This is a genomic window from Mesorhizobium sp. M0518, from assembly GCF_040321125.1.
GTDB lineage: Bacteria > Pseudomonadota > Alphaproteobacteria > Rhizobiales > Rhizobiaceae > Mesorhizobium.
Map to the genome: position 1 here is coordinate 17,484 of NZ_JAMYQY010000002.1, position 25,116 is coordinate 42,599.

General features: G+C 60.8%; 26 protein-coding genes. 19 read left to right on the plus strand and 7 right to left on the minus strand.

Going from position 1 to position 25,116, the window contains the following annotated elements; genetic code table 11:
• Positions 1-136 precede the first annotated feature (136 nt).
• Positions 137-1,207 (plus strand): NAD/NADP octopine/nopaline dehydrogenase family protein, encoded by a 1,071-nt coding sequence (locus NKI66_RS02955; RefSeq protein ID WP_127291980.1) that lies wholly within the window; start codon positions 137-139, stop codon positions 1,205-1,207.
• A gap of 138 nt (positions 1,208-1,345) precedes the next feature.
• Here the strand turns inward: NKI66_RS02955 and NKI66_RS02960 are convergent, their stop codons facing one another.
• Together NKI66_RS02960 and NKI66_RS02965 are read right to left on the minus strand one after the other, a co-directional pair.
• Positions 1,346-2,038, minus strand: a complete 693-nt coding sequence (locus NKI66_RS02960; RefSeq protein ID WP_127291983.1) for a flavin reductase family protein — start codon at positions 2,036-2,038, stop codon at positions 1,346-1,348.
• Between the two features lie 39 nt (positions 2,039-2,077).
• A complete protein-coding gene (locus NKI66_RS02965) occupies positions 2,078-2,758 on the minus strand; it encodes a GntR family transcriptional regulator (protein WP_352442495.1) in 681 nt (226 codons plus the stop codon).
• Positions 2,759-2,930: 172 nt separating this feature from the next.
• Here NKI66_RS02965 and NKI66_RS02970 point away from each other — a divergent pair, with 172 nt between their 5' ends.
• The 6 genes from NKI66_RS02970 (at position 2,931) to NKI66_RS02995 (ending at position 9,699) form a co-directional block, all read left to right on the plus strand.
• Positions 2,931-4,151 carry an amidohydrolase family protein gene (locus tag NKI66_RS02970; protein ID WP_023809588.1) on the plus strand — a complete coding sequence of 407 codons (1,221 nt, stop codon included), beginning with the start codon at positions 2,931-2,933 and terminating at the stop codon, positions 4,149-4,151.
• 122 nt (positions 4,152-4,273) lie between these two features.
• Positions 4,274-5,851 carry a nickel ABC transporter substrate-binding protein gene (locus NKI66_RS02975; RefSeq protein WP_127291988.1) on the plus strand — a complete coding sequence of 526 codons (1,578 nt, stop codon included), beginning with the start codon at positions 4,274-4,276 and terminating at the stop codon, positions 5,849-5,851.
• Between the two features lie 12 nt (positions 5,852-5,863).
• Entirely contained in the window at positions 5,864-6,799 is a 936-nt protein-coding gene (locus NKI66_RS02980; protein WP_023809586.1) for an ABC transporter permease, read from the plus strand.
• Entirely contained in the window at positions 6,790-7,698 is a 909-nt protein-coding gene (locus NKI66_RS02985; RefSeq protein WP_031212634.1) for an ABC transporter permease subunit, read from the plus strand. Before NKI66_RS02980 ends, NKI66_RS02985 begins: the two co-directional genes overlap by 10 nt.
• Entirely contained in the window at positions 7,691-8,686 is a 996-nt protein-coding gene (locus NKI66_RS02990) for an ABC transporter ATP-binding protein (protein WP_352750741.1), read from the plus strand. The genes NKI66_RS02985 and NKI66_RS02990 overlap by 8 nt, the downstream gene beginning before the upstream one ends.
• Complete coding sequence (locus tag NKI66_RS02995) at positions 8,683-9,699, plus strand: ABC transporter ATP-binding protein (RefSeq protein ID WP_352750743.1); 1,017 nt, start codon at positions 8,683-8,685, stop codon at positions 9,697-9,699. The genes NKI66_RS02990 and NKI66_RS02995 overlap by 4 nt, the downstream gene beginning before the upstream one ends.
• Before the next feature lie 157 nt (positions 9,700-9,856).
• Here the strand turns inward: NKI66_RS02995 and NKI66_RS03000 are convergent, their stop codons facing one another.
• From NKI66_RS03000 to NKI66_RS03010, 3 genes are all read right to left on the minus strand, one after another.
• The gene (locus tag NKI66_RS03000; protein WP_352750745.1) at positions 9,857-10,504 is read right to left on the minus strand and encodes a transmembrane anchor protein; all 648 of its coding nucleotides are present in this window, start codon (positions 10,502-10,504) and stop codon (positions 9,857-9,859) included.
• Positions 10,505-10,541: 37 nt separating this feature from the next.
• The gene (locus NKI66_RS03005) at positions 10,542-11,210 is read right to left on the minus strand and encodes a HupE/UreJ family protein (protein WP_502900914.1); all 669 of its coding nucleotides are present in this window, start codon (positions 11,208-11,210) and stop codon (positions 10,542-10,544) included.
• Positions 11,211-11,324: 114 nt separating this feature from the next.
• Positions 11,325-11,714 (minus strand): hypothetical protein, encoded by a 390-nt coding sequence (locus NKI66_RS03010; RefSeq protein WP_352552249.1) that lies wholly within the window; start codon positions 11,712-11,714, stop codon positions 11,325-11,327.
• 103 nt (positions 11,715-11,817) lie between these two features.
• Here NKI66_RS03010 and NKI66_RS03015 point away from each other — a divergent pair, with 103 nt between their 5' ends.
• The 10 genes from NKI66_RS03015 (at position 11,818) to NKI66_RS03060 (ending at position 21,477) form a co-directional block, all read left to right on the plus strand.
• Positions 11,818-12,099, plus strand: a complete 282-nt coding sequence (locus NKI66_RS03015; protein WP_023669876.1) for a metal-sensing transcriptional repressor — start codon at positions 11,818-11,820, stop codon at positions 12,097-12,099.
• 11 nt (positions 12,100-12,110) lie between these two features.
• Entirely contained in the window at positions 12,111-13,448 is a 1,338-nt protein-coding gene (locus tag NKI66_RS03020; protein WP_502900915.1) for a cation diffusion facilitator family transporter, read from the plus strand.
• A gap of 69 nt (positions 13,449-13,517) precedes the next feature.
• Positions 13,518-14,840: an MFS transporter gene (locus NKI66_RS03025; protein ID WP_023708305.1), complete on the plus strand. Its 1,323-nt coding sequence runs from the start codon at positions 13,518-13,520 to the stop codon at positions 14,838-14,840.
• 9 nt (positions 14,841-14,849) lie between these two features.
• Positions 14,850-15,290, plus strand: coding sequence for a YqaA family protein (locus tag NKI66_RS03030; RefSeq protein WP_352750748.1), 441 nt, complete (start codon positions 14,850-14,852; stop codon positions 15,288-15,290).
• 132 nt (positions 15,291-15,422) lie between these two features.
• Positions 15,423-16,985 carry an ABC transporter substrate-binding protein gene (locus NKI66_RS03035; protein WP_352552246.1) on the plus strand — a complete coding sequence of 521 codons (1,563 nt, stop codon included), beginning with the start codon at positions 15,423-15,425 and terminating at the stop codon, positions 16,983-16,985.
• A gap of 28 nt (positions 16,986-17,013) precedes the next feature.
• Positions 17,014-17,955, plus strand: coding sequence for an ABC transporter permease (locus tag NKI66_RS03040; RefSeq protein ID WP_352552244.1), 942 nt, complete (start codon positions 17,014-17,016; stop codon positions 17,953-17,955).
• 4 nt (positions 17,956-17,959) lie between these two features.
• Positions 17,960-18,871: an ABC transporter permease gene (locus NKI66_RS03045; RefSeq protein WP_352552243.1), complete on the plus strand. Its 912-nt coding sequence runs from the start codon at positions 17,960-17,962 to the stop codon at positions 18,869-18,871.
• Positions 18,868-19,881: an ABC transporter ATP-binding protein gene (locus NKI66_RS03050; protein ID WP_352679064.1), complete on the plus strand. Its 1,014-nt coding sequence runs from the start codon at positions 18,868-18,870 to the stop codon at positions 19,879-19,881. Before NKI66_RS03045 ends, NKI66_RS03050 begins: the two co-directional genes overlap by 4 nt.
• Positions 19,874-20,857, plus strand: a complete 984-nt coding sequence (locus NKI66_RS03055; RefSeq protein ID WP_352552240.1) for an ABC transporter ATP-binding protein — start codon at positions 19,874-19,876, stop codon at positions 20,855-20,857. Before NKI66_RS03050 ends, NKI66_RS03055 begins: the two co-directional genes overlap by 8 nt.
• A 92-nt stretch (positions 20,858-20,949) precedes the next feature.
• Positions 20,950-21,477 (plus strand): hypothetical protein, encoded by a 528-nt coding sequence (locus NKI66_RS03060; protein ID WP_352552239.1) that lies wholly within the window; start codon positions 20,950-20,952, stop codon positions 21,475-21,477.
• Between the two features lie 51 nt (positions 21,478-21,528).
• Here NKI66_RS03060 and NKI66_RS03065 read toward each other — a convergent pair whose 3' ends face one another.
• On the minus strand, positions 21,529-22,317 hold the full coding sequence (locus NKI66_RS03065; RefSeq protein ID WP_352751095.1) for a sulfite exporter TauE/SafE family protein: 789 nt from the start codon (positions 22,315-22,317) through the stop codon (positions 21,529-21,531).
• A gap of 372 nt (positions 22,318-22,689) precedes the next feature.
• On the opposite strand from NKI66_RS03065, the gene NKI66_RS03070 reads away from it, so the two are divergent.
• The gene (locus NKI66_RS03070) at positions 22,690-23,319 is read left to right on the plus strand and encodes a DUF1007 family protein (RefSeq protein ID WP_352751097.1); all 630 of its coding nucleotides are present in this window, start codon (positions 22,690-22,692) and stop codon (positions 23,317-23,319) included.
• 106 nt (positions 23,320-23,425) lie between these two features.
• On the opposite strand, the gene NKI66_RS03075 is transcribed toward NKI66_RS03070, so the two are convergent.
• Positions 23,426-24,013 (minus strand): TetR/AcrR family transcriptional regulator, encoded by a 588-nt coding sequence (locus NKI66_RS03075; RefSeq protein ID WP_352750751.1) that lies wholly within the window; start codon positions 24,011-24,013, stop codon positions 23,426-23,428.
• Positions 24,014-24,219: 206 nt separating this feature from the next.
• Here NKI66_RS03075 and NKI66_RS03080 point away from each other — a divergent pair, with 206 nt between their 5' ends.
• A complete protein-coding gene (locus NKI66_RS03080; protein WP_352750752.1) occupies positions 24,220-25,050 on the plus strand; it encodes a class I SAM-dependent methyltransferase in 831 nt (276 codons plus the stop codon).
• Positions 25,051-25,116: the final 66 nt, after the last annotated feature.

Genomic DNA, 25,116 nt, shown 5'->3' on the forward strand with positions numbered 1-25,116 from the left:
CTCAGAGCCGGAGCCCTTGATCGAAACGGCTGGGGGCAACCGAGGTGACTCCAATTCGAAACCTCGTGATGAAAAAACTTGTAGGCCGGGACTACAAGGATTCTCGAACCATAAAGCCTGCAACAGGAGGAATGTTATGCGCGTGAGTATTCTAGGCGCCGGAGCAATTGCCTATGGCCTTGCGGCCTATTTGGCACAATCGGGACACTCGCCAACACTTTGGTCACCGTCGGGACACCGCACCAGAACGTTGGCTACTGGCGAATTGTTGAAGGCGACGGGGGATATCGAGGCGACGGTGCCGGTGCGCATTGCCAAGGATTGCAGAGATGCTATCGAGCACGCGGACGTGGTGGTGATCGCGCTTCCGGCTTACGGCCACAAGATGGTGATGGACGCCGCCGTCCCTCATCTGGCAGATGGAATTCCGGTCATCATCAGTTCGCATAGTTCGTTCGGGGCTCTGTATCTCTGGAAGCGGTTGGCCGAGCGCAAGGTCAGGTTGCCGATCGTCGTTTGGGGCACAACGCTACTGACTGGCCGCCAGCTCGGATCAACCGAAGTCAATGTCACTTCCATTCGCCAGAAGCTTGATGTTGCGACGCTGCCTTTCGATGCGCTCGACCAAGGGTACGAGCTTTGCACGGCCTTGTTCGGCAATCGTTTCGTCAAGCGGGATGGTCTGCTGGCGATTGCGCTCAGCAACCTCAATCCGCAGAACCATCTGGGAATTGCCCTTCTCAATCTCACACGCATGGAAAAGGCCGAGCAGTGGAGCCAAGGGGGAAATGTCACTCCTGCCGTTGGTCGCTTGATCGAGGCTCTGGATGCCGAACGGTTGGCCATCGCTGCCCATTTCGGTATCGCGGTTCGTACGGTCCAGGAACATTTTTCATTGTCGTTTCATGTGCCCATGAGCACTGTTTCGGACATGAACCAGGAGATGGATCGTCTAGGCCGCGGCGGGTTTGGCCCGACAACCATCCAGAGCCGCTATATTCTCGAGGATGTTCCGTTCGGCCTGCTACCGACTGCCGTTCTGGGGAAGATCAGCGGAAATCCGGCGACACTCCATGAATCCGGAATTTCCATCTTGTCGGCGGCTTATGGCCGGGATCTCAAGGGAGATAATGATATTCTTCCTGCGCTCGGCATCGAGGAAATGACAAAGGCGGATCTTGAAACCCTTTGCCGCAAAGGGTTATAACAGCTTCCAGTGCGCTGTAGCCCAGCTGCAGTGAATATTCTCCCAGCCCGGCATCGGCAGGGTCCTTGGCCGCAGGCAGCGTCTCTGCACGATCAGGAAGGATGATTGAAGCGACGAGCGCGTTGCGCGATCAGGGCGCTATCCATCGGTGTTGGGTGGCATAGGCCTCATTGCCAACCATTGCTCATGCGACATCGTTGGCAGGTCAAACTGGTGGCGGGTGGTCGAATAACCGTGTCCACCCATTCTGCCGACGGCGTCTAGCGCGAGTTGATCGATATAGAAACGCTCCTGGTCAACAAGATCCTCACGAATGTGCATCCGCATAACTTGACCAAGGACAATCTCGCGCGACTTACCCAGGCCAAGCGTCAAATGTCGGCGGCATTCGAAGGCTATAGGCGCTTCGAAAATGTAGGGGCATTGGACCGTCTCACCGGGCACAGGCGTCAGTCCGGCCTCGGCCAGTTCGTCAATGTGGGAAGGAAATGGGACGGCACAGACGTTCATGGCGTCAACCAGCGCATGGTCCACGATGTTGACTGTGAATTCCTCAGTCAGTCGGATGTTGAGCGTCGTATCTTTGAAGGACATGTCATTATGGTTCTCCACACCCAGGGCTAGGATTGGAGGATCGGCCGAGAGGCAATTGAAGAAGCTGTAGGGCGCAGCATTGACAGTCCCGTCGGGGTGTCGTGTGGTCACCAGAGCGATTGGCCGAGGCACCACTGCCCCGATCAGCAGCTTGTAGCGTTCGCGTGCCGAGATGCGGGCGAAGTCGATGCTCACGCGGCTCCGCTGCCCCACCGGCTCGGGCTGGGGGTTGAGCATTATATCCTCCTGAATTTTGCCAAGCTGCTTGAGAGTTGGTCACCCTGCCTGAGCGTATGTACTCAGGATGGAGCGAACGTCGGGCTCAGTTTGATCGCTGATTTGCGCCCGAGCCTCGAGTGCCTCGAGATGGTGTTCCATCGCATGCATGGCGCGCTCGGGATTGTGTTGGCGCAGCGCCTGAATGATTTCGACGTGTTCGTCGACGCCGCACTGATCGGAGTGCGGACGGCTGTACAAGGCTAGGATCAGCGAACAGCGCGATACAATCTCGCTGACATAACGGGTCAGCGGCTTCGATCCCGTGAGTTCGGCCAGCAGAATGTGGAATTCGCCCGCCAGCCGTATCGATAATGGTCCGCTCGTGTTTACTGCGTCCCTTTCAAGTTTGACGTGGCCCTCAAGTGCCGCAAATTGAGCGGGTGTGATCTTTCGCGAAAGCCGGTCCACTACCTCGCGCTCCAGGCAGCGTCGTAGGGAAAATATATCTAACGCTTCCTCGAGCGTCGGTTCGGCGACGCAGGCTCCGCGATTATTCCTCACCTCCACCAGGCCTTCGGCACTCAGTCGGACAAGCGCGTTTCGTACGCTGGTCCGGCTAACGCCGAACTGCTCGCCGATGGCGTCTTCGGGCAATTTCATACCGGGGCGAAGCGCCTGCTCAATGATGGCGCGACGCAGCGACAAGTAGACGTTTTCGGCTCGACTCGATTTGGTCATCGCATCCCCCTAAGCTCCCGCAACTTATCGATCAAGATATATTTTTGTCAATATGGGATACGATTTATCTTGAAATAGGTATACAATTATGCGGTAGTTACGTACACGGACCTGCAGGCGCGGCCGTCGCCGTGCCGCAGACGATAGGCTGCCTCTGGGAGGAGCGCACCGCATGACAACCAATTTGTTGATTAGAAATGTGCGCCCGATGGCTGGCGCCAATGTGGATATTCTTATTGAGAATGGCCGCATTACCCGCGTCGAGCCGGAGCTTTCACCTTTGGGCGGGCTGGTGGAGGACGGCGGAGGTCGCATCGTCGTTCCGGGCTTGGTCGAAGCGCACACCCACCTCGACAAATCGATGATCGGAATGGCGTGGTATCGCAATGAAGTCGGCCCTCGCTTGATAGACAAGATCGAGACCGAGCGTGAAGCCAAGATCCGCTTGGGTATCGATCCGGTCCGCCAGTCGCGTCGACAGGCGCTTGCCTCAGTGGCGCAAGGCACCACCCATATCCGTAGCCACGTCGATATCGACACCGTGCACGGCCTTGCCGGTGTAGAGGGCGTCATGCGCACTCGTGACGAGCTACGAGACCTCGTCGATATTGAGATCGTCGCCTTTCCTCAAGGCGGTATGATGATCCGGCCTGGCACTGTCGAACTTATGCGACGGGCGTTGGAAATGGGCGCCGAGGTGGTCGGCGGGCTGGACCCTGCTGGGGTTGATCGCGATCCCAAAGGGCACCTCGATGCAATTTTCGACCTCGCTCAACGCTTTGGCCGGCCCATAGATATACATTTGCACGAAGCGGGAGAGCTTGGCGCCTTTTCGCTCGAACTCATCATCGAACGCACCCGTGCACTCGGCATGCAGGGAAGGGTGGCAGTCAGCCATGCCTTCTGTCTCGGCATGCACGATGCCGATTATGTCGGCCGACTAATCGACGAGTTGGCGGAGCTTTCGATCCATATTCTTACCACCGGGCCGGCATCGCAGCCGTCGCCTCCGGTCGCCAAATTGCGATCTGCTGGAGTGGTCGTCGGCGCCGGAAATGACGGCATCCGTGACATCTGGGGACCTTACGGCAGTGGTGACATGCTGGAACGCGCGATGTTTGTCGGCTTGCGCAACAATTTTCGCCGCGACGATGAACTCGAATGGGCCCTCGACGTCTGCACGCGCGGCGGTGCCGGAGTTCTTGCGCTGGAAAGGTACGGCCTGATGCCCGGCTGCTGGGGGGACATGGTTTTGGTGGAAGGCGAGACACTCGCCGATGCCGTCGTGTCCCACCGGCCGCGCGCGTTGGTCGTCAAGCGCGGCAAGGTCGTCGCGCGAGGCGGGGTTGCGGTGCAGACCTCACCTGCGCAAATGAGCACAAAAACTTATTAGAAGGGATACGATGTCTAAATTAAATTGTATACAATAATGTGATATGTCTATACAAAAAAGGCCCCAGTGCCTTTCGAGGCAACCTAGGCCCCAGGGAACAATAAGCAACGAGAGGAGCAATCATGTCATTCAACAGGCGTACATTTCTGCAGATCGGATCAGGGGCGTTAGGACTCGCAATAACCGATGCTACCTTCACCAAATTTGCCTTTGCCGAGGGGGCGGCGGGCACATTGCGAGTGGCGATCGCCAAACCCGCGGGCAATCTTGATCCGCAGAGCCACTACGCGATCTGGGCCATTCAGGACCTGATGTTCGAGCCGCTGGTGCGGTACGGCAAGGGCGGCCAGATCGAGCCTTGCCTTGCGACCGACTGGAAGATCGAAGAGGGGGGCAAGACGTTGCATCTTACGTTGCGCCAGGGGGTAACGTTCCAGGACGGCGCAGTGTTCGATGCAGCTAGCTGCAAGTGGAATCTGGAGCGTTGGCTAGGACTCGATCAGTTCAGCTGGATGAACTGCTCCAAGTATTTTCAATCGTTGGAAGTGATCGATGAGCACCAGATAGCCGTTCATTTCAAAGAACCGCCGCTGGCGCTCATGCAGGAGCTTTCCTACACACGGCCGCCGAGGTTCCTTAGCCCCAAATCGGTCGATGCGAATGGCAAATTTGTCGAACCCGTCGGCACCGGTCCTTGGCGTCAACTTAGCGCTGACGATACACAAAGTGTTTTCGAGCGCTACGACGGCTACTGGGGCGACAAGCCGACTTATCAGCGTCTCGAAGCCAAGGTCATCCCTGATCCGCGCGCGCGGGTTGCCGCCCTGCGCGCTGGCGAGATCGATCTCGTCGGCGGGTTTTGGATCGCGCCGCTTACCCCCGTTGAGGCAAAGCAGCTCGAGGCCGCAGGGCTCAACGTGGTCATCGATCCCGGCAACGTCACACTGGTGATGGCTTTCAATCCCGATCGCACCGAAGCGCTCAAGGATCCGCAAGTGCGCAAGGCCGTCAGCATAGGGATCGATCGCGCGGCGATTTCCCAGGCGCTCTACCAAGGCTTTGCCCGACCGGCGGGCAACCTGTTCTCCGATGCATTGCCATTTGCTGGCACCCAGCATGATGCCCCAGTTCGCGACGTTGCGGCCGCATCAGCGCTCCTGGAGAAGGCGGGTTGGACGGGTGGTCCCGTGCGTTCCAAGGACGGCACGCCACTGACGCTTGAGATTGTCGTCAGTCCCGACGCCGTTCCCGGCTCTCGCGTCGTGGCCGAAGTCATACAATCCGAGATGAAGGAAATCGGCATCAATTTGATCGTCCGCTCTGTCGACCACGCTTCTAAGCACACCGACATGCTCGAACGGAAATACGATCTCGGCTTCTTCCTGACCTACGGGGCTCCTTACGATCCGTTCGGCACGGTGGTGGCCTTGTGCCTCTCGACCTTCAAAAACGATGTCGAGGGCAAGCTGTTCACCGATCCGGCCAACCTGGACCCGCTGATCAACGCTGCGACAGCGGCAACCGGGGATCAGATCGCGCCATCGATCCAAAAGGTTTACGACTGGCTGCGTGACAACGACGCGATAGCGCCGTTGGTTTACGTTCCCAGCATCTGGGCGCACTCCAAGCGGGTCCAGGGCTTCACCAGCCCGGTCACCGAATACGATATGCCATACGAAAATATCGTGCTGGCCGAGTAGAGGGAGGGCGCGTTGATCCACTTCATCAGCAAGAGGCTGAGGCACTCCCTCGTACTGCTGTTCATGGCGTCTCTGGTTTGCTTTACCCTGGTTGTTTCGGCTCCGGGAAATGTCGCTGTTCTCATCGCTGAACTCAGAGGAGCAGTTGCAACCCCGGGTTACGTCGAAAAGGTTGCCGAAGAGATCGGACTGCATAAGCCCCTGCTGATGCGCTACGCGGGTTGGCTCGGCGATGCAGTCCGAGGAGATTTTGGCATCTCCTACAGAACGGGCCAGGAAGTCAGTGCGGACTTGCCAAAGCGCATGTTGGTCACCGGTACCCTGATCGTTGGCAGCGCCGTGGTTGCGACCCTGCTCGGCCTGGCTCTCGGATTCCTGGGTGCCTTCTGGCCCTACAGACTGCCGGACCGCGTTTCGCGCGGTTTGGCTCTTCTCGGCGCATCGACACCGACATTCTTCGTCGGGGCGCTGATGATCTATGGTTTCTCTGTCACCTTTCAGCTCTTTCCATCCTTCGGCTTCGGCGGTCCGGAAAGTTGGGTGCTGCCATGGGTCACTGTCGCGGTGCTGCCCGCCGCCGTGCTCAGCCGTGTCGTTCGTGTGGGACTGGAAGAGGCCATGGCCAGCCCCTTCGTGTTGACGGCCAAAAGCAAAGGTCTGGGACGGACCGCCATCCTGTTCCGGGACGCGCTGCCAAACATCATACCTGTGTTCATCAACGCACTGGGAACCCAGGTCGGCCTGATGACCGCAACTGCTATCATCGTTGAACCGCTGTTCGCCTGGCAGGGCGTGGGCGACTACTTTCTCCAAGGCGTGAAGTTCCGGGACTTCATGGTCGTGCAGGCCTGCCTGTTGATCTTCCTCGCCTTCTTCATCGTGGTGAATCTGATCGTCGATCTCGCAGTTCTGATGACCGATCCACGTGTCCGGCGCCAATGGAGCTGACCATGAATAGATTAAAGCCTGCATTCGCCCGGTTGAACAAGTTGCCCCGCGTGGCCTTGATCGTGATCGGCCTCTTCCTCGCCCTGGGCAGCTTCGCGCCATGGCTCGCTCCACAAGATCCCAGCGCACAGAACTTACTGGAGACCGGCCTGGGACCAACTGCCGCACATTGGCTCGGCACCGACCATCTCGGGCGCGATACGCTCAGCCGCCTGATCATTGCGGCGAATACGTCGTTGGTCAGCGTTGGCTCGGTCCTCATCATTGCAATGACGGTCGGTGTCGCCATGGGGACCATCGCTGGCTACCACCGCGGTTGGGTAGACGACCTGCTGATGCGCATCGTCGACGTCGGACTGTCCATCCCAAGCCTGATCACTGCCCTTGCCGTGATCGGGATCGTCGGGCCGGGCTACTGGACCATGGTACTGGCTCTGTCATTGGCATGGTGGCCGATGAGCGGTCGTATCAGCCGGGCCGTGGCGGTCAGCATCATGAGCAAGCCGCATATCGAAGCCCTGCGTGTGCTGGGCGCCAGCCCATGGCGCATTTACTTCGGCCATTTGCTCCCCGGCACCATCGGCGCGGTCATGGTCTATGCGACGGCGGATGCCGGGACAGCCGCTTTGGCTGTCGCAACACTCAGCTTCCTTGGTCTGGGCATTCAGCCGCCCACGCCGGAATGGGGACAGATGCTTGTTGATGCTTTGCCGTATCTCGAGTCGGATCCGCGACAGGTTATCCTGCCCGGCCTGGCCCTGACCGCTGCGGTGATCGGCTTCAACATCCTCGGCGAATCCATAGCACTTAATCGCATTCCCAAGCCGCTTTCGAGGCGGACGCTTGCCTTGCGCAGAATTGAGGTCGCCGGCTGGGCCAAGGAGAATTCGGATGCATGACGAACCCCTTTTGAACGTCAGCAATCTGACGGTCGATCTCCTGACCGCGAAGGCCGCGGTACGCCCCGTCGATGGCGTCAGCTACACCGTCCGGCAGGGAGAATGCCTTGCCATCGTCGGCGAAAGCGGCAGCGGCAAGACTGTAATGAACTTCGCGCCGCTCGGGCTAATGCCGACCGGCGTGACGACGAACTTGTCGGGATCGGTGCGCTTCGACGGGCGCGAATTGATCGGCTTGCCGGAATCCGAGATCCGTAAGATGCGAGGCAAGTCGATCGGATTCATTTTCCAGGATCCGATGAGCGCGCTGAACCCCGTCCGCCGTGTTGGAAGGCAGATCGCCGAGATGGCGGAACTCCATCTCAAGATGACCCCGCGCGCCTCGGAGGAGCGGGCGTTGGAACTCATCAAGCTGGTCGGCATCTCGGATCCAGCAGCGCGACTTCGTCAATTCCCCCACGAACTGTCGGGTGGTCTCAGGCAACGCATCGTAATTGCCATTGCGCTGGCCGGCGAGCCGAAACTTCTGATCGCGGACGAGCCTACGACCGCTCTCGATGTGACGGTCCAGGCTCAAATCCTGCGCCTGCTCAAGGACCTGCAGCGGCGGCTCAACATGGCCATGGTGCTGATTACTCACGATATGGGGGTAGTCGCCGGAGCGGCCGACAACATCGTTGTCATGTATGCGGCTCGGGCCGCCGAACGAGGTCCCGTGGACAAGGTCCTCGTGACCCCACGCCATCCGTACACGAGAGGGCTGATCAACGCGATCCCGCGGCGGGAAGACCCGATCGGTTCGGAGTTTCGCGGTCTTCCCGGGATACCGCCAACGCTGGGCGCGCCATTCAAAGGCTGTGCCTTTGCCCCGCGCTGCGAGCTCGCAATTCCCGCATGCACCGCAAGCCGCCCTCCACTTGCGCGGTCGGCCGACAGCGCTGTTGTCGTGGCCTGCGCGGTTGTCAACCAAAGGAAGGCAGCAGCATGACGCACGGTCCTGTTCTGAAAGTCGATAATCTGCAGACGCGCTTCAAAAGCGTTCAGCGAGGCAAGTTCATCCATGCCGTCGACGACGTCTCGATCGAGCTCTATCCGGGCGAGATCGTCGGTCTGGTAGGCGAGTCCGGTTGCGGAAAGTCGACGCTCGGCCGCACCATTGTGGGTCTCGAAAAGGCAAGTGCGGGACGAGTCCTGCTTGATGGAGTGGACCTCACCACACTCTCCGGTGCAGCACTGCGCGAAAGCCGCAGGGCGCTTCAATACGTGTTTCAGGATCCATATTCGTCCCTGAACGACAGACAGACGGTCGGTGAGACGATCGATGAAGCGTTGCTGATCAGCGGGTTGAAATCACAATCCGACCGCAACCATCGTACCAAGGCGCTCCTGGATCAGGTCGGACTGGCGGACGCTTTGAAGGATCGGCACACGCGGGAACTGTCCGGAGGGCAGCGCCAGCGCGTTGCGATTGCCCGATCCCTTGCCGTGAATCCAAGAGTGCTGATCTGCGATGAACCAGTTAGCGCACTGGATCTGTCCATCCGAGCCCAGGTGATGAACCTTTTCCTGCACCTGCAGAAAGATTTGGGGGTGGCGTGCCTGTTCATTGCCCACGACCTTGCGTTGGTCAGGCAGGCTGCATCGCGCGTCTACGTGATGTACCTCGGCAAGATCGTGGAGCACGGGCCATCGAAGGAACTCTACGATCACCCTGGCCATCCCTATTCGCAGATGTTGCTGGCCTCGACACCGGAGGTGGATCCGATCGCTGAAAAGCAGCGCAGGGTTCCGGTCATGATCGGGGAGGTGCCGAGCCCTACGAATCCACCATCCGGCTGCAGGTTCCGGACTCGCTGCCCCTTGGTGGTCGAAGAATGCAAACAACAGATGCCACCGGCCTTGAAGCTATCTCCTGGGCACAGTTCGGCTTGCGTGTTTGCCAAGGATCTCCATCGCGGCAAACGTTCGGCTCTGATTCCGCCAACAGCCAATGCGGCATGATCACGTTGAGACAGCCTAGCGGCGCACCAATTCACCACGCCGCCGCCCACCCGACACGAATGCTCACGGGACGGTGGTGCGCCAAACAGTGAGGTCGTGGCAATGAACAGCGCGCCACTCCGGCGCCAAACGGCGCCGGATAAGATTGACGTATCGTTCACATCATCCGTTTGATGTCGGTGTAGGCACCGTTCGTCTTCAGCGTCACGGTGACGTCGGCATCGGTGCGGTTACGCCAGAACCAACCGTGATTGCCGTCAAACGCTGCCTCAAGTACGCCCTCGTCCTCTGCAGCCCCGCGTCCCTTCTCGTATGAAATGTTTTCGCCGCCGCCGTCACCATGGGTGTCGAAGTTCACCGCCGCGCCATTGGCCGTCCAAGAGTATTTTGCCTGTGCGCCCTTGGCCATGACGAGCTTGATCTCAGCTCCTTCGCCGGGCTTCAGGGTGACCGACATTTCGTCCGTCCGGAGTTCCTGGGCAGAGGCGGAACCAATCACCAGTTCAGCGAAGACGCGCTTAAGAAGACTCGACTGCTGATCTGGGGCTGGCACTGCGGTCGGAGTGCCGTTTTGCAGTTCGCGAAGGCGGTCCTGCTCGGCCTCTTCGGCGAGTTGTGTCTTGATCTCGCCCATCTCGGTGAGCTCGAGCGCTCGCCCAACGCCGGTGGGATCGATGGCGTATTCGGCCGGCAGCACGATGGTCACAAGGATGGCAGCTGCCGCGAGAATTGCGATGACGGTAGACCGAAGGAGCTGCATGGATGTCGGCAGCTCGGCGCGGGTCGGGATGTCGGTATTATACATAGGAGAATTCCTTTTTTGTGGATCTTTACTTGGAGGTTCAGGAGACGATCCAGCCGGTGAGCTGATAGCCGATCAGCACAAACCCGGCGGTCATCATGATGGTGTTGGCGGTGTATGCGTGGCGCCAGAAACTATCGGTCCGGCGCCAGTAGCCCATGACAATGAGGATGGCAGCGAGTGCCAGAAGCTGGCCAATCTCAACGCCGACGTTGAAGGCAAGAAGATTGGGCACTAGCCCGTCGGGCGAGATGTTGTATTCGATGATCTTCGTCGACAGGCCAAAGCCGTGGAAAAAGCCGAAGATCAGGGTCGCGATCTTGGTGTTCGGCTGGAAACCGAGCCACCTCTGGAAACCGCCCATATTGTCGAGCGCCTTGTAGACGACCGACAGGCCGATGATCGCGTCGATGATGTAGCTGTTGATGCCAACGTTGAAATAGACGCCAAGCAGCATGGTCGTGGAATGGCCGAGCGCGAACAGGCTCACATAGATGCCAATGTGCTTCATCCGGTAGAGGAAGAAGATCACGCCGAACAGAAACAGGATGTGGTCGTATCCCGTCACCATGTGCTTGGCGCCGAGATAGATGAAGGGCAGCAGATTGATGCCCGTGATCTCCTGGATATAGCCCTTGTCGCCTTCGGCAACGGCATGGGCGAGGGCAGCCCCCCCAAACAATGGGAGGGTCAGGAGAGCGAGCAACACAGGTAGGGCGGGTCGCCAGCGCGCGCAAGGCGAGCACGGCAGGCCCTGATAGCAGGATCCTTGCATGAGAATTCCAATCTTCGTCGTTGAGGGTGGCCGCGCATGCGGCCGCGATCATGCGGTGAGGATCGGTCTCGGAGGGCGATCGAGCCGGGAACTTGCTTCCGGATCGGACAAGGACGGCGGATAAATCACCCAGGTCCGCCCGGCCGCAGGGACGGTCGGCGAAAAGTCCGGAAGCGTGCTCGCCGTCTCGTGCGAGTGGTCGGCGGGATTGTGGCCGTGAGAATGGCCGGATCCCTGCTCCTCGGTTGCACCGTCATCGTGGACGTGCCCGTGGGCTTCGATCTGTCCCGCCAGTTCGGCGTGACGGTCGGCCTCGGCGGCAGCGAGCGCGATGGGATCGTGCGAGACCGAACCGCCCATAGGCGACAGCAGCATGCCGAGCGCCATCGCGAAAGCGATGACGAGGCGAAAGGCTGCGCTATGGGTCCAATTCGGCATGCTTAACGATTATTCTCTAAAATCCTAACGAATGGTTGCGTGCACCAGAATCGAGGCCACTTTGAGGCTTGGAATATCCTCTCTGGGGGGATAGCATCAAGGCATGAATGAGCGTCCCCACGTCCACGAAACCCATCCTGCCATCATCAAGCGGCTGAAGCGCGCCGACGGCCATCTGCGCGGGATCGTCGAGATGATCGAGGCCGGCCGACCGTGCCTCGACATCGCCCAGCAACTTCATGCCGTGGAGAAGGCCATCGCCCAGGCGAAGAAGACGCTGATCCAAGACCACCTCAACCACTGCCTTGAGGACGTCGTCGGACCGCTGGCGCTCGAGCAGCGCCGCTCGATCGACGAGTTCAAAGATATCACCAAGTACCTGTGAGAAGCGCCATAATGGACAAAGTTCGCGATTGGTTCGGATTCGGCCCGATGACGCATGGCATGGGCGGCCACGGACATGATCACGGCGAGGGCGGCCATGGTCACACCCATGGCGTCATCGACCCGACGATCGCCACGACCACGCGCGGCATCTGGGCGATCAAATGGTCATTCGTCGTTCTGGCCATCACGGCGGCGCTTCAGCTCGTGGTCGTGTTCCTCTCCGGCAGCGTGGCACTGCTGGCCGACACGATCCACAATGTCGGCGACGCGGTCACCGCCATCCCATTGTGGGTCGCCTTCATGCTGGCCCGTCGCCAACCGAGCAAGGCGTTCACCTACGGGCTGGGCCGCGTCGAGGATCTGGCCGGAATTCTGATTGTCCTCATCATCCTGTTCAGCGCCATCGTTGCCGGCTACGAGGCGATCGACCGGTTGATCAATCCGCAGCCGATCGCATTTCTCGGCTGGGTCGCCATAGCCGGCATCATCGGTTTCATTGGGAACGAAGCCGTCGCCGTGTTCCGTATCCGGGTCGGCCGCGAGATCAACAGTGCCGCGCTGATCGCCGACGGTTATCATGCGCGCACCGACGGCTTTACCAGTCTGGCGGTTGTCCTGGGCGCTCTCGGCGTATGGCTTGGATTCCCGCTTGCCGATCCGATCATCGGGCTCCTGATCACGCTGGCGATCTTCGCGATCGTCTGGCAGTCGTCGAAAGCCGTGCTGACGCGCATGCTCGACGGTGTGGAGCCCGGCATCGTCGATGAAATCCATCATGCCGCCGAGCACGTGCCCGGTATCGAACGTGTCCAAAGCGTGCAGGCGCGCTGGATCGGCCACCGCCTGCATGCCGACGTCGCCATCAGTGTCGCCGACGCGGCGACGGCCAAGGATGTGCTGGGCGTCACCGAAGCCCTCAAGGAGGAACTGTTCGCCCACTTGCCGGCGTTGGCGGAAGCGAATGTGCGTCTGGAAAGCCCGGCCGGATCTGCCGAAAAGGGCACGGAACCCTCTCACGCTCATGGTCATCATGCGCCGGAGCCGTTCAAGGTCGACTGCGATCTGGCTGCGGGGACACTGGAGATCGTCGACACGCCTGCCGGCGAGCGGATGCGTCTGACGATCGACCGGCACGCCGACGATTTGACGGCGACGGTGATCATCGACCGGCCAGAGGGGCCGGAGACGTTGCACCTCGATCCTGTCGCCGACAATCATCATCGCCTTGAGAGCACGTTGGCCCCTGCCGAGCCGCATGAATTCGAGGCAAGACTGGTCCTGAAGGCCAAGGATCGCGAACAGGTGCTGCCGTTCAAGATGGTCGAACCCGAAGGCCACCATCACTGAGATCCGTGTGCCGGCTCGTACTCCGTCTCTGGCTCGACGAGCCGTCTCGAACTGCAAGAAAACAAAAATATGCTTCAGGTCTTGGCCAATCGCACCTACCGTCATCTCTTCCTGGCCCAGGTCATCGCCCTGATTGGCACTGGCCTTGCCACCGTGGCGCTCGGGCTGCTGGCCTATGACCTTGCCGGCGCCGATGCCGGCGCGGTGCTCGGCACGGCGCTCGCCATCAAGATGATCGCCTATGTCGGCGTGGCACCCGTTGCTGCCGCGTTCGCCGAGCGCCTGCCACGCCGTACCATGCTGGTTTCGCTCGACCTCATCAGGGCAGGGGTCGCCGTGTTCCTGCCCTTCGTCACCGAAGTCTGGCAGATATATCTTCTCATCTTCATCCTGCAGTCGGCGTCAGCAGGCTTCACCCCGACGTTCCAGGCTTCGATCCCTGACGTGCTGCCCAAAGAGAAGGACTACACACGGGCCTTGTCGCTCTCGCGACTGGCCTACGACCTGGAAAGCGTCGTCAGCCCCATCCTCGCGGCAGCGCTGCTTTCAGTCATAAGCTTCCATAGCCTGTTCGCCGGCACGGTTGTCGGGTTCCTGGCGTCAGCGGCTCTGGTCGTCTCTGTGGTTCTGCCCAGCCCGCAGCCCTCGGAGCCGCGCGGCATCTATGAACGCACGACGCGCGGGATCCGCATCTATTTGGCGACGCCGCGTTTGCGCGGCCTGCTGGCCCTTAATCTTGCCGTCGCGGCGGCCAGCGCCATGGTGATCGTCAACACGGTGGTCCTGGTGCAGGCGCAATTTGGCCTCTCCCAAACCGACACGGCGCTGGCGCTCGCAGCCTTTGGCGGTGGATCGATGATTGCAGCTCTTGCCCTGCCGCGGTTGCTTGAGAACGTACCGGACCGGGTTGCGATGCTCTCGGGCGCCGCGATACTGGTCGCCGGGGTGCTGATAGGGCCTCTCGCCAGCAGCTACTATCTGCTGCTGCCGCTCTGGTTCGTGCTCGGGCTCGGCTATTCACTGGCGCAGACGCCAACGGGCAGATTGATCAGGCGTTCCGCCGATGCCGTCGATCGGCCCGCTCTGTTTGCCGCTCAATTCGCACTGTCTCATGCCTGCTGGCTGATCACCTATCCGATTGCCGGCCGCGTCGGGGCGGCAATGGGATTGCCCTTCACATTCATTCTGCTTGGCGTCATGGGCGCCGCCGCCCTGATTGCCGCGATCTGGCTGTGGCCGAAACACGATCCGGACGTGCTTGTGCACACGCATGTCGATCTGCCCAAAGACGACCGGCACATCGGCGACGCGGTATGGTCGGAAGCAGGCTATGAGCATTCGCATGGTTACGTTGTCGATGATCGGCACCCGCAATGGCCAAAAGCAAGTTGAGCGCCCGGCATGCCTGGCGATCTCGCCGTCTATGGCGGTCTTTTTCTGACCGCGTTCGTGGCGGCTACAATCCTGCCGATGCAATCAGAAGCAGCCCTTGCGGGACTGCTTCTGACGGAAAGCTATGCTCCGGCTCTGCTCATCGTCTCCGCAAGCGCAGGCAATGTGCTCGGCTCGATCGTCAATTGGTGGCTTGGCCGGGGCGTCGATCACTTTCGCGACAGCAAATGGTTCCCGGTGAAGCCCTCCGCACTGACGCGCGCGACGCGATGGTACCAGCGCTATGGACGATGGTCACTGCTGTTGAGCTGGCTGCCCCTCGTCGGCGATCCGCTGACGATCGTGGCGGGCGTCCTGCGGGAGCCGTTCTGGAGCTTCCTCGTGATCGTCACGATCGCGAAGGTTGGCCGCTACCTAGCGCTCGCGGCGGTGACACTGAGCTGGATGTAGCGGCTCATGGCAACACATTCGCGACCATCGCTTCCGACCTTTCTCTTGAGCCGACGCAGACCGAATAAGTATAGACATATCGCATATCCGAGTTAGCATGATTCAAAATCAATCAAAAAATGGGGAACTGACATGATCACTCTCGACCGCCGCAATTTCCTTGTTTCCACCGCCGGACTTGCCTTCGCCGCTGCGCTGCCACGCAGCGCCTTTTCCGAAACCACCGACACGCTGAAGATTGCCATCGCCGCGGAGACCGGCAATCTCGATTTGCTGCAGAACGTGTCGACGCTGAGCACCTACACCATCGTCTTCGATGCGCTGATCCACTATGGCCAGAACGGCGTGCTGGAGCCGGGACTTGCAACCAAATGGACCGTCGCGGACGATCAGCTCTCGATCGCCTTCGATCTGCGTGAAGGCGTGACCTTCAGCGACGGCACGGCCTTCGACTCGGCCGCGGCCGAATGGAACCTCAAGCGCTGGATGGGGGTAAGCGATTTTTCCTGGATTGGCGTTTCCGATGCATTCGACAGCATCGTCACGGACGGACCGAACAAGTTGACTGTCAAGCTGAAGCGGCCAGTGCCGGCGGCACTGCTTGAACTCACCATCGTGCGGCCAGTCCGTTTTCTGTCGCCCAAGGCGGTCGACAAGGATGGCAAGCAGACGGCGCCAATCGGCACCGGTCCGTGGATCGTCGAAAAATACGATTCGAGCGGCACCAGCCTCGTTCGCAACGACAAATACTGGGGTGAGAAGCCGCTCTTCAGCCGCATGGAATTGAAGGTGGTTCCCGATGAGCTCGCTCGCGCCAATGGTCTGCGCTCGGGCGACCTCGATGTCATCGGTGGCGACTGGGTGGCGACGCTGTCGCCGCGCCGCGCTCGCGCGCTGGAAAGCGACGGCATGAAGGTCGTGGCCGAGCCGGGCACGGCGACGATGCTGCTCGGCTATTCGCCGAAGTCGAAGATCATCGCCGACAAGGCCGTCCGCGACGCCGTCTACGCATCGGTCGACAGGGCGGCGATCGCCAAGGTGCTGTTCGAGGGCTTTGCCGACCCGGCCGCCGATCTGTTCCCGGCAAACGTGCCGTCGTCGGGCAAGCGGCATGACGTGCCGGTGCGCGACGTGGCGGCGGCCAAGAAGATCCTCGCCGATGGCGGCTGGGTCGACAGCGGCGGCGCCTGGACCAAGGCTGGCTCTACGCTGGCCATCGACTTTCTCGTTTCCGAAGAATCCCTGCCAGGGTCGCGGCGCATCGCCGAAATGATCCAGGGTCAGTTGTCCGAGGTCGGTTTCCAGGTCCAGGTGTCCTCGGTGGACAATGCCACCATGCATGAACGGCGTCCGGCCTTCGACTACGACCTGGCTTTCTTCACCACCTATGGAGCGCCCTATGATCCGCACGGCACACTCGGCAACGCCTTCGTCTCGACCGCCGACAGCGGCCCTGACGGCAAGATCTACGTCTCCGACGCGCTCGACGGCGTCGTCAAGGCTGCGCTCGAGGCGAGCGGCGCCGAACGCGACCTGAAGATGCAGGCCCTCTACGACTGGCTCCACGACAACACCGCCATCTGTCCTCTCGTCGTCAGCCAGAGACTGTGGGCACACAATCCGCGCGCGGAGAATTTCTCGCTCCCGGCGACCGACTATGATCTGCCGTTCAAGGCGATCACGCTGAAGGCCTGAAGACTTCGAGCCCAAGCGAGGCCTGACGATGAAGCGCACGATCCTGCGACGGATGCTGCTTGCCTGCCTATTGATCCTGGCGGCATCCGCGCTGACATTCGCCCTGGTTGCGGCCGCTCCGGGCAATGTTGCGGCGCTGATTGCCGAGCGTGCGGCGGGCCCCGGCGCGGACGCCGAAATGATCGCCAAGATCGGCAACGAGCTTGGCCTTCACGACCCGCTGCCGATCCGCTATGGACGCTGGCTGGCCAGCGCGCTGGCCGGCGATTTCGGCATTTCACTGCGAACGGGAAAGCCGATTTCTCAGGAGTTTGCCGCCCGCATTCCGATGACGACGGCTCTGCTTGCCGGCGGCGGCGTTCTCGCCTTCATCCTGTCGATTATGCTTGGCATCGCTGGCGCCGTCAGCAATGGCGGCGTGATGGACAGGTTCCTGCACGCATTTTCCTTGATCGGCGCGTCGACCCCGAACTTCTTCGTGGCGGCGCTGCTGGTCATCGTGTTTTCGGTGATGCTTGGCTGGGTGCCCACCTTCGGCACCAGCGGCTTCACCTCATGGCTTCTGCCATGGGTGACGATCGCGCTGTTCCCGGCCTGCGTTCTCAGCCGCGTCGCTCGGGTCAACCTCCAGGAAGCGATGTCGCGGCCGTTTGCGACGACGGGCTTCGCCAAGGGCTACACGAGAACCCAGGTGCTGCTGCGCGAGGCGCTGCCCAATATCGCCATTCCGTTCCTGACGACGTTCGGAGCCCAGTTCACGCTGATGATCATCGGATCGATCGTCGTCGAGACGGTGTTTGCATTGCGTGGCGTCGGTGCCTTCTTCATCGAGGCCATACGCTTCCGCGACTACATCGGCATGCAGTCGGTGCTGCTGCTGTTTGTCGTCTTCTTCGTCATGGTCAATTTCATTGTCGACATGATTTGCATCGTTGTGGATCCGCGAATGCGCCGGGCGCGGGGAGCATGAGGCGATGAACATTTCCGCAATCAAGGATATCAAGGGCTGGCCGTGGCTGGTGCTGCTCCCCGTCATCGGCTTTGTGCTCGTCGGCATCTTTGCCCCGGTGATCATGCCTTACGATCCAAGCGCGCAGGATTATTCGGCGACATTGGAGGGCATGAGCTGGAGCCACTGGCTCGGCACCGACTATCTCGGCCGTGATGTCCTCAGCCGCATCGTCGGCGGCGCCCGCATTTCCCTGGTGGCGATGGTGATCGTGCTCGTCGCCGCACTGGCGATCGGCGTGACGATCGGCTCCTTTGCCGGCTACGTCGGGGGACGTGTCGAGCTTGTCCTGATCAGCCTCATCGATATTGCGCTGGCGCTTCCGAGCCTGGTGATCGCGCTGGCGCTGATCGGCATTCTGGGCACCGGCTATTGGTCGATGATCACGGCGCTCACCTTGGCGTGGTGGGCGAACTATGCCCGCATGAGCCGCGCAGTCGTCACGGCCGAGTTGCAGCAGCCTTATATCGAGGCGGCCAGGGTCATGGGCGCTGGCCATCTGTGGATTTTTGTCCGCCATATCCTGCCGCATGTACTTGCCCTGGTCGTCGTCTATGCAAGCGCCGATGCCGGCGCTCTTGTACTGGCCATCGCTACGCTCAGCTTTCTTGGACTTGGCGTCGCGCCGCCAACGCCGGAGTGGGGTCAGATGCTCGTCGACGGCATGAGCTACATCGAGGAGGTTCCACGGCTCGTGGTCCTGCCCGGCCTAGCGCTGACGCTGGTCGTGGTCAGCTTCAATCTTCTGGGCGAAGCTTTCGCATTGCAAAAGGTGCCGCGGCCGGTTCGCGGCGCGACGTTGCGTAAACGCCGAAGGGCGCGCGCTCGCGAAGAAGCCGAGCGCAACGCCGTCGAAACCGGGACGACTTCAGCATGAGTGACAATCAGCCGCTCTATGCGATCGAGAATTTGGTCATCGATCTCTACGCCACCACCGTCTCGGTGCGGGCTGTGGATGGGGTGTCGTTCAACGTCCGTCCTGGAGAAACGGTCGCGGTCGTCGGCGAAAGCGGTTCGGGAAAGACCGTCATGACGCTCGGGCCGCTCGGTCTGCTGCCCGAGGGCGTGACGGTGGATATGAAGGGGTCGGCGCAAGCGGACGGAAGCGAATTGCTCAGCATCGGCTCCCGGCAATTATCGGATCTGCGCGGACGCTATTTCGGCGTGATCTTCCAGGACCCGATGAGCGCGCTCAACCCGATGCTGAAAATCGGCCCGCAACTGGCCCGGCAGGCGCGCCGTTTCGCCGGCCTGTCGCGCGAGGCTGCGCGCAAGCAAGCGGTTTCGCTTCTGGCACGCTCCGGCATTCCGGACCCTGAGGATCGCTACAACCGCTATCCGCACGAGATGTCGGGCGGCATGTTGCAACGCGCGATGATCGCGCTGGCGCTGGCGGCCCGGCCGCGCGTGCTGATTGCCGACGAGCCGACTACAGCGCTGGACGCCACCGTCCAGGCACAAATTCTGGAGCTCATCCGCCAGATTCAGCACGAGGACGGCATCGCGGTCGTGCTGATCACGCACGACATCGGCGTGGTTGCTTCCGTCGCGGACCGCGTCATCGTGCTTTACGCCGGACAGGTGGCGGAGGAGGGGACGGCGATGGATGTGCTGACCCAGCCGGTCCATCCCTATACGCGTGGGCTGCTCGCATCGGTGCCGGATTTTCGTGCTGACGACAATGTGGCTACGCGCGAGATACCGGGCCTGCCGCCAAGCCAGATCAGGCTGGAGCCGGGTTGCCGTTTCGCCGACCGCTGCGAACTGGTCGAAGCCGGTTGCCGAAAACACCGACCTCCGCTTCAGACGATATCGATCTCGGCAAATCCGCATCGCGTGGCCTGCCCGGTCGTGCTTCGGCGAGAAGGGATTGCTGTCCATGTCTGATGTCCCGGCGATCGAGGTCAGGGGATTGAAGGTGCATTTCGCTAACCGCTCGGGCATCGGCGCGGTGCGGGCGGTCGACGGTATAGACCTGTCGGTCGCGCGCGGCGCGTTCCACGGCATTGTCGGCGAGTCCGGCTGCGGCAAGACCACGCTGGCGCGCACCATCGTCGGTTTGCAGAAGGCGAGCGAGGGCACTGTCTTGATTGGAGGAAGGGATCGCGCCGAATGGCTGAAATCGGACAGGAAGTCGTTCAGCCGCGAAGTCCAGTTCGTCTTCCAGGATCCGTTGGGGTCGATGAGCCGTCGGCAGAGCGTCTATCAGACGCTGGAGGAGCCGCTGCAGATCCATCGCCTCGGCTCGTCGGCGGAGCGCCGCCGCCGCATCGCCGAGCTTCTGGATCTGGTTGCGCTGCCCGCGACCGTGCTCGACCGTTTGCCAAGGTCGCTCTCCGGCGGCCAGCGCCAGCGCGTTTCGATTGCGCGCGCACTCGCCCTCAAACCATCCATATTGGTCTGCGACGAACCGCTCAGCGCGCTCGACGTTTCGATCCGAGCGCAGATCGTCAACCTGTTTACGTCGTTGCAGAAGCAGCTTGGTCTGACCATCGTCATTGTCGCGCATGACCTGGCGATCGTGCGCGAAGTCTGCTCGAACGTGACGGTGATGTATCTCGGCCGCATTTCGGAAGCCGGTGTGACCCGGCCGCTGTTTCGCGAGCCGGCCCACCCCTACAGCCAGGCGCTGCTGTCGGCTGTTCCTTCTCCCGATCCTCGCATCGAAGCCGGGCGCCGCCGGATCATTCTAGCCGGCGATCCGCCAAGTCCGAGCGCGCCACCTCCGGGGTGCCGGTTCAACACGCGCTGTCCAGTCGCGATTGATGTCTGCCGGGTCGAGGAACCCCTGTTGCGGATGGTGCCCCACGGCGGCGTTGCCGCCTGTCACCTTGCAGATAGCGCGCGCCGCCCGGTGATCTGAAGGAGGGTCATTGCTGGCTCTCTTGACCAAACTGCCAGAGGGTCCATCTTGATCGTGTGGATTGTTCCGTTCTCCTGACTGAGGCGCGCTGAATGTCGAAGGCATTTTTTGTCCTGGCGTTTGCGGCTGTGTGGCTGACATCGCCGCTGGCGCATGCCGATAATGTCGATCTGGCGTTGGAAGCTTTTCACGCGATTTGTCTTGCCCATGGGCCTGACTTCGAGCGAACCGCCGCTGTAGCCGGGAGACGCGGATGGACACCGCTGTCCGGCGACGCAGCGCTTGCTCCGGTCGATGACGTAGATGCTTTCCAGGGCTGGGAGGCGACTGGCGACGACCTCCCTGCCAGAACCATGATCGCGGTGACAAAAGCCACCTTGAACGGCAAGGCCGTGCAAACCTGCTCAATCAGGCTGTTCGATGTCGACCGTGCGGCTTTCGAGGAGCGTTTCTTCGCCCGGACTGATGCGGAAAAAATCGGCGAGGACAGAAACGGGGCTCACGTCTCCAAACTCTACATATTGATTGCCGGCAATCGCAAGCAGCTTGTCCATTTGACGTCGCCAAGGTCCCGGATCAAGTCGAGCATGATCATTGCAAGCTCGATAGTCGATGATTAATCGGGGTGAACAGGCGGCCGATGGCGACCAAGGGTAGTGATTCCGACGGTGCTACTCGTGGCGCCACACCTTGTAGGCCGAGATGACGAGGATAGCAGCCAACAGAGGCAGCAGCACTTTCTCTGGCACGATGCCCAACAACATGCCGCCGATCCATGTCCCGACAATCGACCCCGCAGCAATCAGGACCACGAACCATTTGTTCCTCGCAATTACGCCAAAGCTTTGGTCCTGCGAATAGCGGGTGAAACCGACCATCATCGTCGGAAGGCTCACCGCAAGCGACATGCTCCCGGCAAGCTTGATGTCGATCCCGAAAAGCAGGACGAGCGTGGGGACAAGCAGTTCCCCACCGGCTACACCAAGCAACGACGCCACGACGCCGATGGCGAAGCCGGCGATGATCCCGGCAATGATCAAGGCCGGCCCGCTGAAAGGCGGCAGGCTTGTTAAGCTCTGATCGTGGCCGAAGACTAGGACGATGGCGATTAGCAGCAGCAGTGCGGAAATCACCTTATAGAGCGTTTCGGATTTGAGCCTTGTTGCCCAACCCGCACCGAACCAGGCACCGGCTAGGCTACCGGCCAGCAGATTGAGAATGACCGGCCAATGAGCTGCGACGGTGGCTAAAGGGACGGTAGCGGCCCGGAAGGGCAGGGCAGACGCAACCACCACCAAACTGGTGGCCTTGTTCAGAATTACCGCTTCAAGAGCGGCAAACCGGAACAGCCCGATGAGGAAGGGAAGGCGGAACTCTGCCCCGCCAAGGCCAATTAGTCCGCCAAGCGAACCGACGACCGCGCCAACCACAAATGCCAGTATTCCGCGCCGTTCGGCCATGTGGACGATATGCAGCAACGGTGTGTGAAATTCCAGTCCGCAATCCTCGATGGCCCGTCACTCGCAAGAGGCGCGGATTTTTTTGCGTTTGCAAGGAACGCGCGGTAGGACCCATCCTCGGCATTGATCCGGACCAGGAAGTTGAGCGATAGGCAAAGGATCATCTGGATGATAGCGCTGGCAATCCTGCCGGCATCGCGTTGATCATGCTCAACCACTGGCTGAAGGGCGACTTTGGGTGGCCGCTCCGGTATAAGTCGCGCTGCATGGATGGCATGCAGAGAGTACGTCCTATTTCGGCCTGCTTGCAATGGCAGACGTCTTGCCTGACCCGGAAACGATGAAGTGCGAGTGAAAATGCGACTGGCAGGCATGGTATCAGGCGCGGCACTGCTGCTAGCTTCCACCGTGATGGTGAACGCCCATCCGCATGTGTTTGCCGAAGCGAAGCTGGATCTGACCGTCAGCCCAGACAAGACGGTCAAGTCGCTTCGGCATCTCTGGCGTTTCGACGATCTCTTTTCCAGCACCGTGCTGATGGAATTCGACAAGAATTCCGACCTTGTCCTTGACGCCAAGGAACTCGATGAAGTCGCTCTCACCATCCATGCGTCGCTGGCCGAGTACAACTACTTCCAGATGGTGACCTTGAACGGCAAGGACGTGACGATGGCGCCGCCGCCAAAATTCAGCGTCAGCTATGAAAACGACCAACTCGTCATCCAGTTCGAAACGCAGCCGAAGGACCCGTTGGCCCTTGCTGGAAAAGTCAGCATCGGCGTCTACGACCCGACCTTCTACACGGCGATCGATTTCACCGACGACGACAAGATTGCTGTGGCTGGCCTGCCTCAAGGCTGCTCGCGCGCCGTCGTGCGTCCGGATCCCGACACGGCGATCGCGCAGAACCAGAAGAGCCTGACAGACGCGTTCTTCACTGACCCGACGGGAACCAATCTCGGCAAGATTTTCGCGACACGCCTAGAATTGACGTGCGGTTGAGGCGGAGCCGGTTCGTCGCGCTGGCTGCCGCTACGCCGGGCCTCTCGCCGATCAGGCTCGCTGCCCCAAGATCAATCGCGGTTCAGGAATCGGAACTCTGCACACATTAGGCGCCGATACCTTTTCCCGCCATCCTCTGGAACAGGTCATCTGCCTGTGTCGGTGAAAGGTTCATGTCGGAAGCGACCCACCAGGCGAGGATCGCGAGAAATGCGCCGGCGATGAACTGAATGGCGAATTCGGCAGGCAAGCCGCGATCGCCGATCCGTTTCTCGACGAGTTCTTCCCGAACGGCTCGCCGGATACGCTCACGCAATTCGTCGTGGATCGTATCGCCGCTGCTTGCAAGCAATGCGTGGTGAAGCGGTCGGAATGCATGGGCGTGCTCGAACATGGGCAGGCTGAACTCGAACAGGCGGCTACCTGTTTCTTGACCTGCCGTCTCGCGCCTGCGGCCTATCGACCGCAGATGCGCCTCGATGGTCGCGCTGCGCAGAGCATCCTTGTCGGCATAGTGGGTATAGAAGGTCGACCTGCCGACATTGGCCCTCTGGCAAATGTCGTCGACGGTGATGGCAGCATATCCCTGCTCCGGGATCAGGGCGATGAGCGCGTCCTGCAGCAGGCCGCGCGTCCGCGCGACGCGTCGATCGATCGTGTTCCGCTCACCCGCACGTTCGATTTTCATGGTCATGGCCCTCTGCAGTGCCCGGTTTCGGACATTCGGCGGTCCGGTGTCCGACAACAGCATTTCCAGACATTGTGTCCATTATGATACGCCAAGTCCAGGAGCTCAAATCGGGTTTGGGCACGCCGCAATGAAGCAGAAGGTCGCCAGACATGCACTCATCTGATCATCACGCCGGTAACGGACCGCATTCGCGCAAGAGGGTGATAACGTTGGCCCTGCTTGCCAAACTGTCGCTGGTCGCCGGCTTCCTCGTCCTCGCCAAATTGGGCATGGGCTATGTTCAGGCCGGCGCCTGGACGGCGGCATTTCACGGCCTTGTCCTTGCGGTGATCGCGGGATTGGCGCTGTGGGGCAGCGTGCGTCACAGGGGGCTCGTTGGCAACGGTGCGCACGGCGCGAGCGACAGGGGCATCGGCATCGTCCTGCACCGGGCGGCGGCCTATGACTTGCTTGCGCGCGCTCTGACCTTCGGGCGCGAGGGCCGCTTTCGCGAGCTCATGCTTCGCCCGGCAAAGCTCCAGCCCGGCGAAGCGATGCTCGATGTCGCCTGCGGAACGGGGACCCTTGCCATTGCCGCGAAGCGGCTGGTCGGTTCGGACGGCAGCGTCACAGGCGTCGATGCGTCGGCCGAAATGATCGAGAGGGCGCTCGCCAAGGCCGAGCGGTCCGGTCTCGATCTGACTTTCGTCAAAGGGACGGCGCAGGAGCTTCCCTTCAAGGACGCGCAATTCGACATCGTCGTCGGCACGCTGATGCTGCATCATCTGTCGAAGCCCGTTCGATCGGCTTTTATCCGCGAGGCGGCACGCGTCTTGAAGCCAGCAGGCCGGTTGTTGCTCATCGATTTCGGCAGGCCGGTGCGCAAGTCCAGATTGCCCAGGCTCCACAAGCATGGTCATGTCGATATGCATTCGGTCGCCTCGTTGTTGACCGAGAGCGGATTCCAGGTCAGCGATATCGGCGCCGTCGGTACCATGAACCTGAACTATATTCGCGCGAACAAGGACCAGCCAGGCCAGGCGTCGCCGGGATCGCTGTGATCATGCTCACGCGCTGGCTGAATGGCGACCTGTTCTGAAGAAACAGCCACGTGTCGCAATTCGGCC

Excerpts from the sequence above, each read along its gene's own strand:
- NKI66_RS03035 (WP_352552246.1), top strand. The coding sequence starts at position 15,423 with ATGATCACTCTCGACCGCCGCAATTTCCTTGTTTCCACCGCCGGACTT.
- NKI66_RS03030 (WP_352750748.1), top strand. The coding sequence starts at position 14,850 with ATGCCTGGCGATCTCGCCGTCTATGGCGGTCTTTTTCTGACCGCGTTC.
- NKI66_RS02975 (WP_127291988.1), top strand. The coding sequence starts at position 4,274 with ATGTCATTCAACAGGCGTACATTTCTGCAGATCGGATCAGGGGCGTTA.
- NKI66_RS03020 (WP_502900915.1), top strand. The coding sequence starts at position 12,111 with ATGGACAAAGTTCGCGATTGGTTCGGATTCGGCCCGATGACGCATGGC.
- NKI66_RS03070 (WP_352751097.1), top strand. The coding sequence starts at position 22,690 with ATGGTATCAGGCGCGGCACTGCTGCTAGCTTCCACCGTGATGGTGAAC.
- NKI66_RS02965 (WP_352442495.1), bottom strand. The coding sequence starts at position 2,758 with ATGACCAAATCGAGTCGAGCCGAAAACGTCTACTTGTCGCTGCGTCGC.
- NKI66_RS02970 (WP_023809588.1), top strand. The coding sequence starts at position 2,931 with ATGACAACCAATTTGTTGATTAGAAATGTGCGCCCGATGGCTGGCGCC.
- NKI66_RS03050 (WP_352679064.1), top strand. The coding sequence starts at position 18,868 with ATGAGTGACAATCAGCCGCTCTATGCGATCGAGAATTTGGTCATCGAT.
- NKI66_RS03025 (WP_023708305.1), top strand. The coding sequence starts at position 13,518 with ATGCTTCAGGTCTTGGCCAATCGCACCTACCGTCATCTCTTCCTGGCC.
- NKI66_RS03010 (WP_352552249.1), bottom strand. The coding sequence starts at position 11,714 with ATGCCGAATTGGACCCATAGCGCAGCCTTTCGCCTCGTCATCGCTTTC.
- NKI66_RS03065 (WP_352751095.1), bottom strand. The coding sequence starts at position 22,317 with ATGGCCGAACGGCGCGGAATACTGGCATTTGTGGTTGGCGCGGTCGTC.
- NKI66_RS03055 (WP_352552240.1), top strand. The coding sequence starts at position 19,874 with ATGTCTGATGTCCCGGCGATCGAGGTCAGGGGATTGAAGGTGCATTTC.
- NKI66_RS02995 (WP_352750743.1), top strand. The coding sequence starts at position 8,683 with ATGACGCACGGTCCTGTTCTGAAAGTCGATAATCTGCAGACGCGCTTC.
- NKI66_RS03015 (WP_023669876.1), top strand. The coding sequence starts at position 11,818 with ATGAATGAGCGTCCCCACGTCCACGAAACCCATCCTGCCATCATCAAG.
- NKI66_RS03000 (WP_352750745.1), bottom strand. The coding sequence starts at position 10,504 with ATGTATAATACCGACATCCCGACCCGCGCCGAGCTGCCGACATCCATG.
- NKI66_RS03075 (WP_352750751.1), bottom strand. The coding sequence starts at position 24,013 with ATGACCATGAAAATCGAACGTGCGGGTGAGCGGAACACGATCGATCGA.
- NKI66_RS03060 (WP_352552239.1), top strand. The coding sequence starts at position 20,950 with ATGTCGAAGGCATTTTTTGTCCTGGCGTTTGCGGCTGTGTGGCTGACA.
- NKI66_RS03040 (WP_352552244.1), top strand. The coding sequence starts at position 17,014 with ATGAAGCGCACGATCCTGCGACGGATGCTGCTTGCCTGCCTATTGATC.
- NKI66_RS03045 (WP_352552243.1), top strand. The coding sequence starts at position 17,960 with ATGAACATTTCCGCAATCAAGGATATCAAGGGCTGGCCGTGGCTGGTG.
- NKI66_RS02960 (WP_127291983.1), bottom strand. The coding sequence starts at position 2,038 with ATGCTCAACCCCCAGCCCGAGCCGGTGGGGCAGCGGAGCCGCGTGAGC.
- NKI66_RS02985 (WP_031212634.1), top strand. The coding sequence starts at position 6,790 with ATGGAGCTGACCATGAATAGATTAAAGCCTGCATTCGCCCGGTTGAAC.
- NKI66_RS02955 (WP_127291980.1), top strand. The coding sequence starts at position 137 with ATGCGCGTGAGTATTCTAGGCGCCGGAGCAATTGCCTATGGCCTTGCG.
- NKI66_RS02990 (WP_352750741.1), top strand. The coding sequence starts at position 7,691 with ATGCATGACGAACCCCTTTTGAACGTCAGCAATCTGACGGTCGATCTC.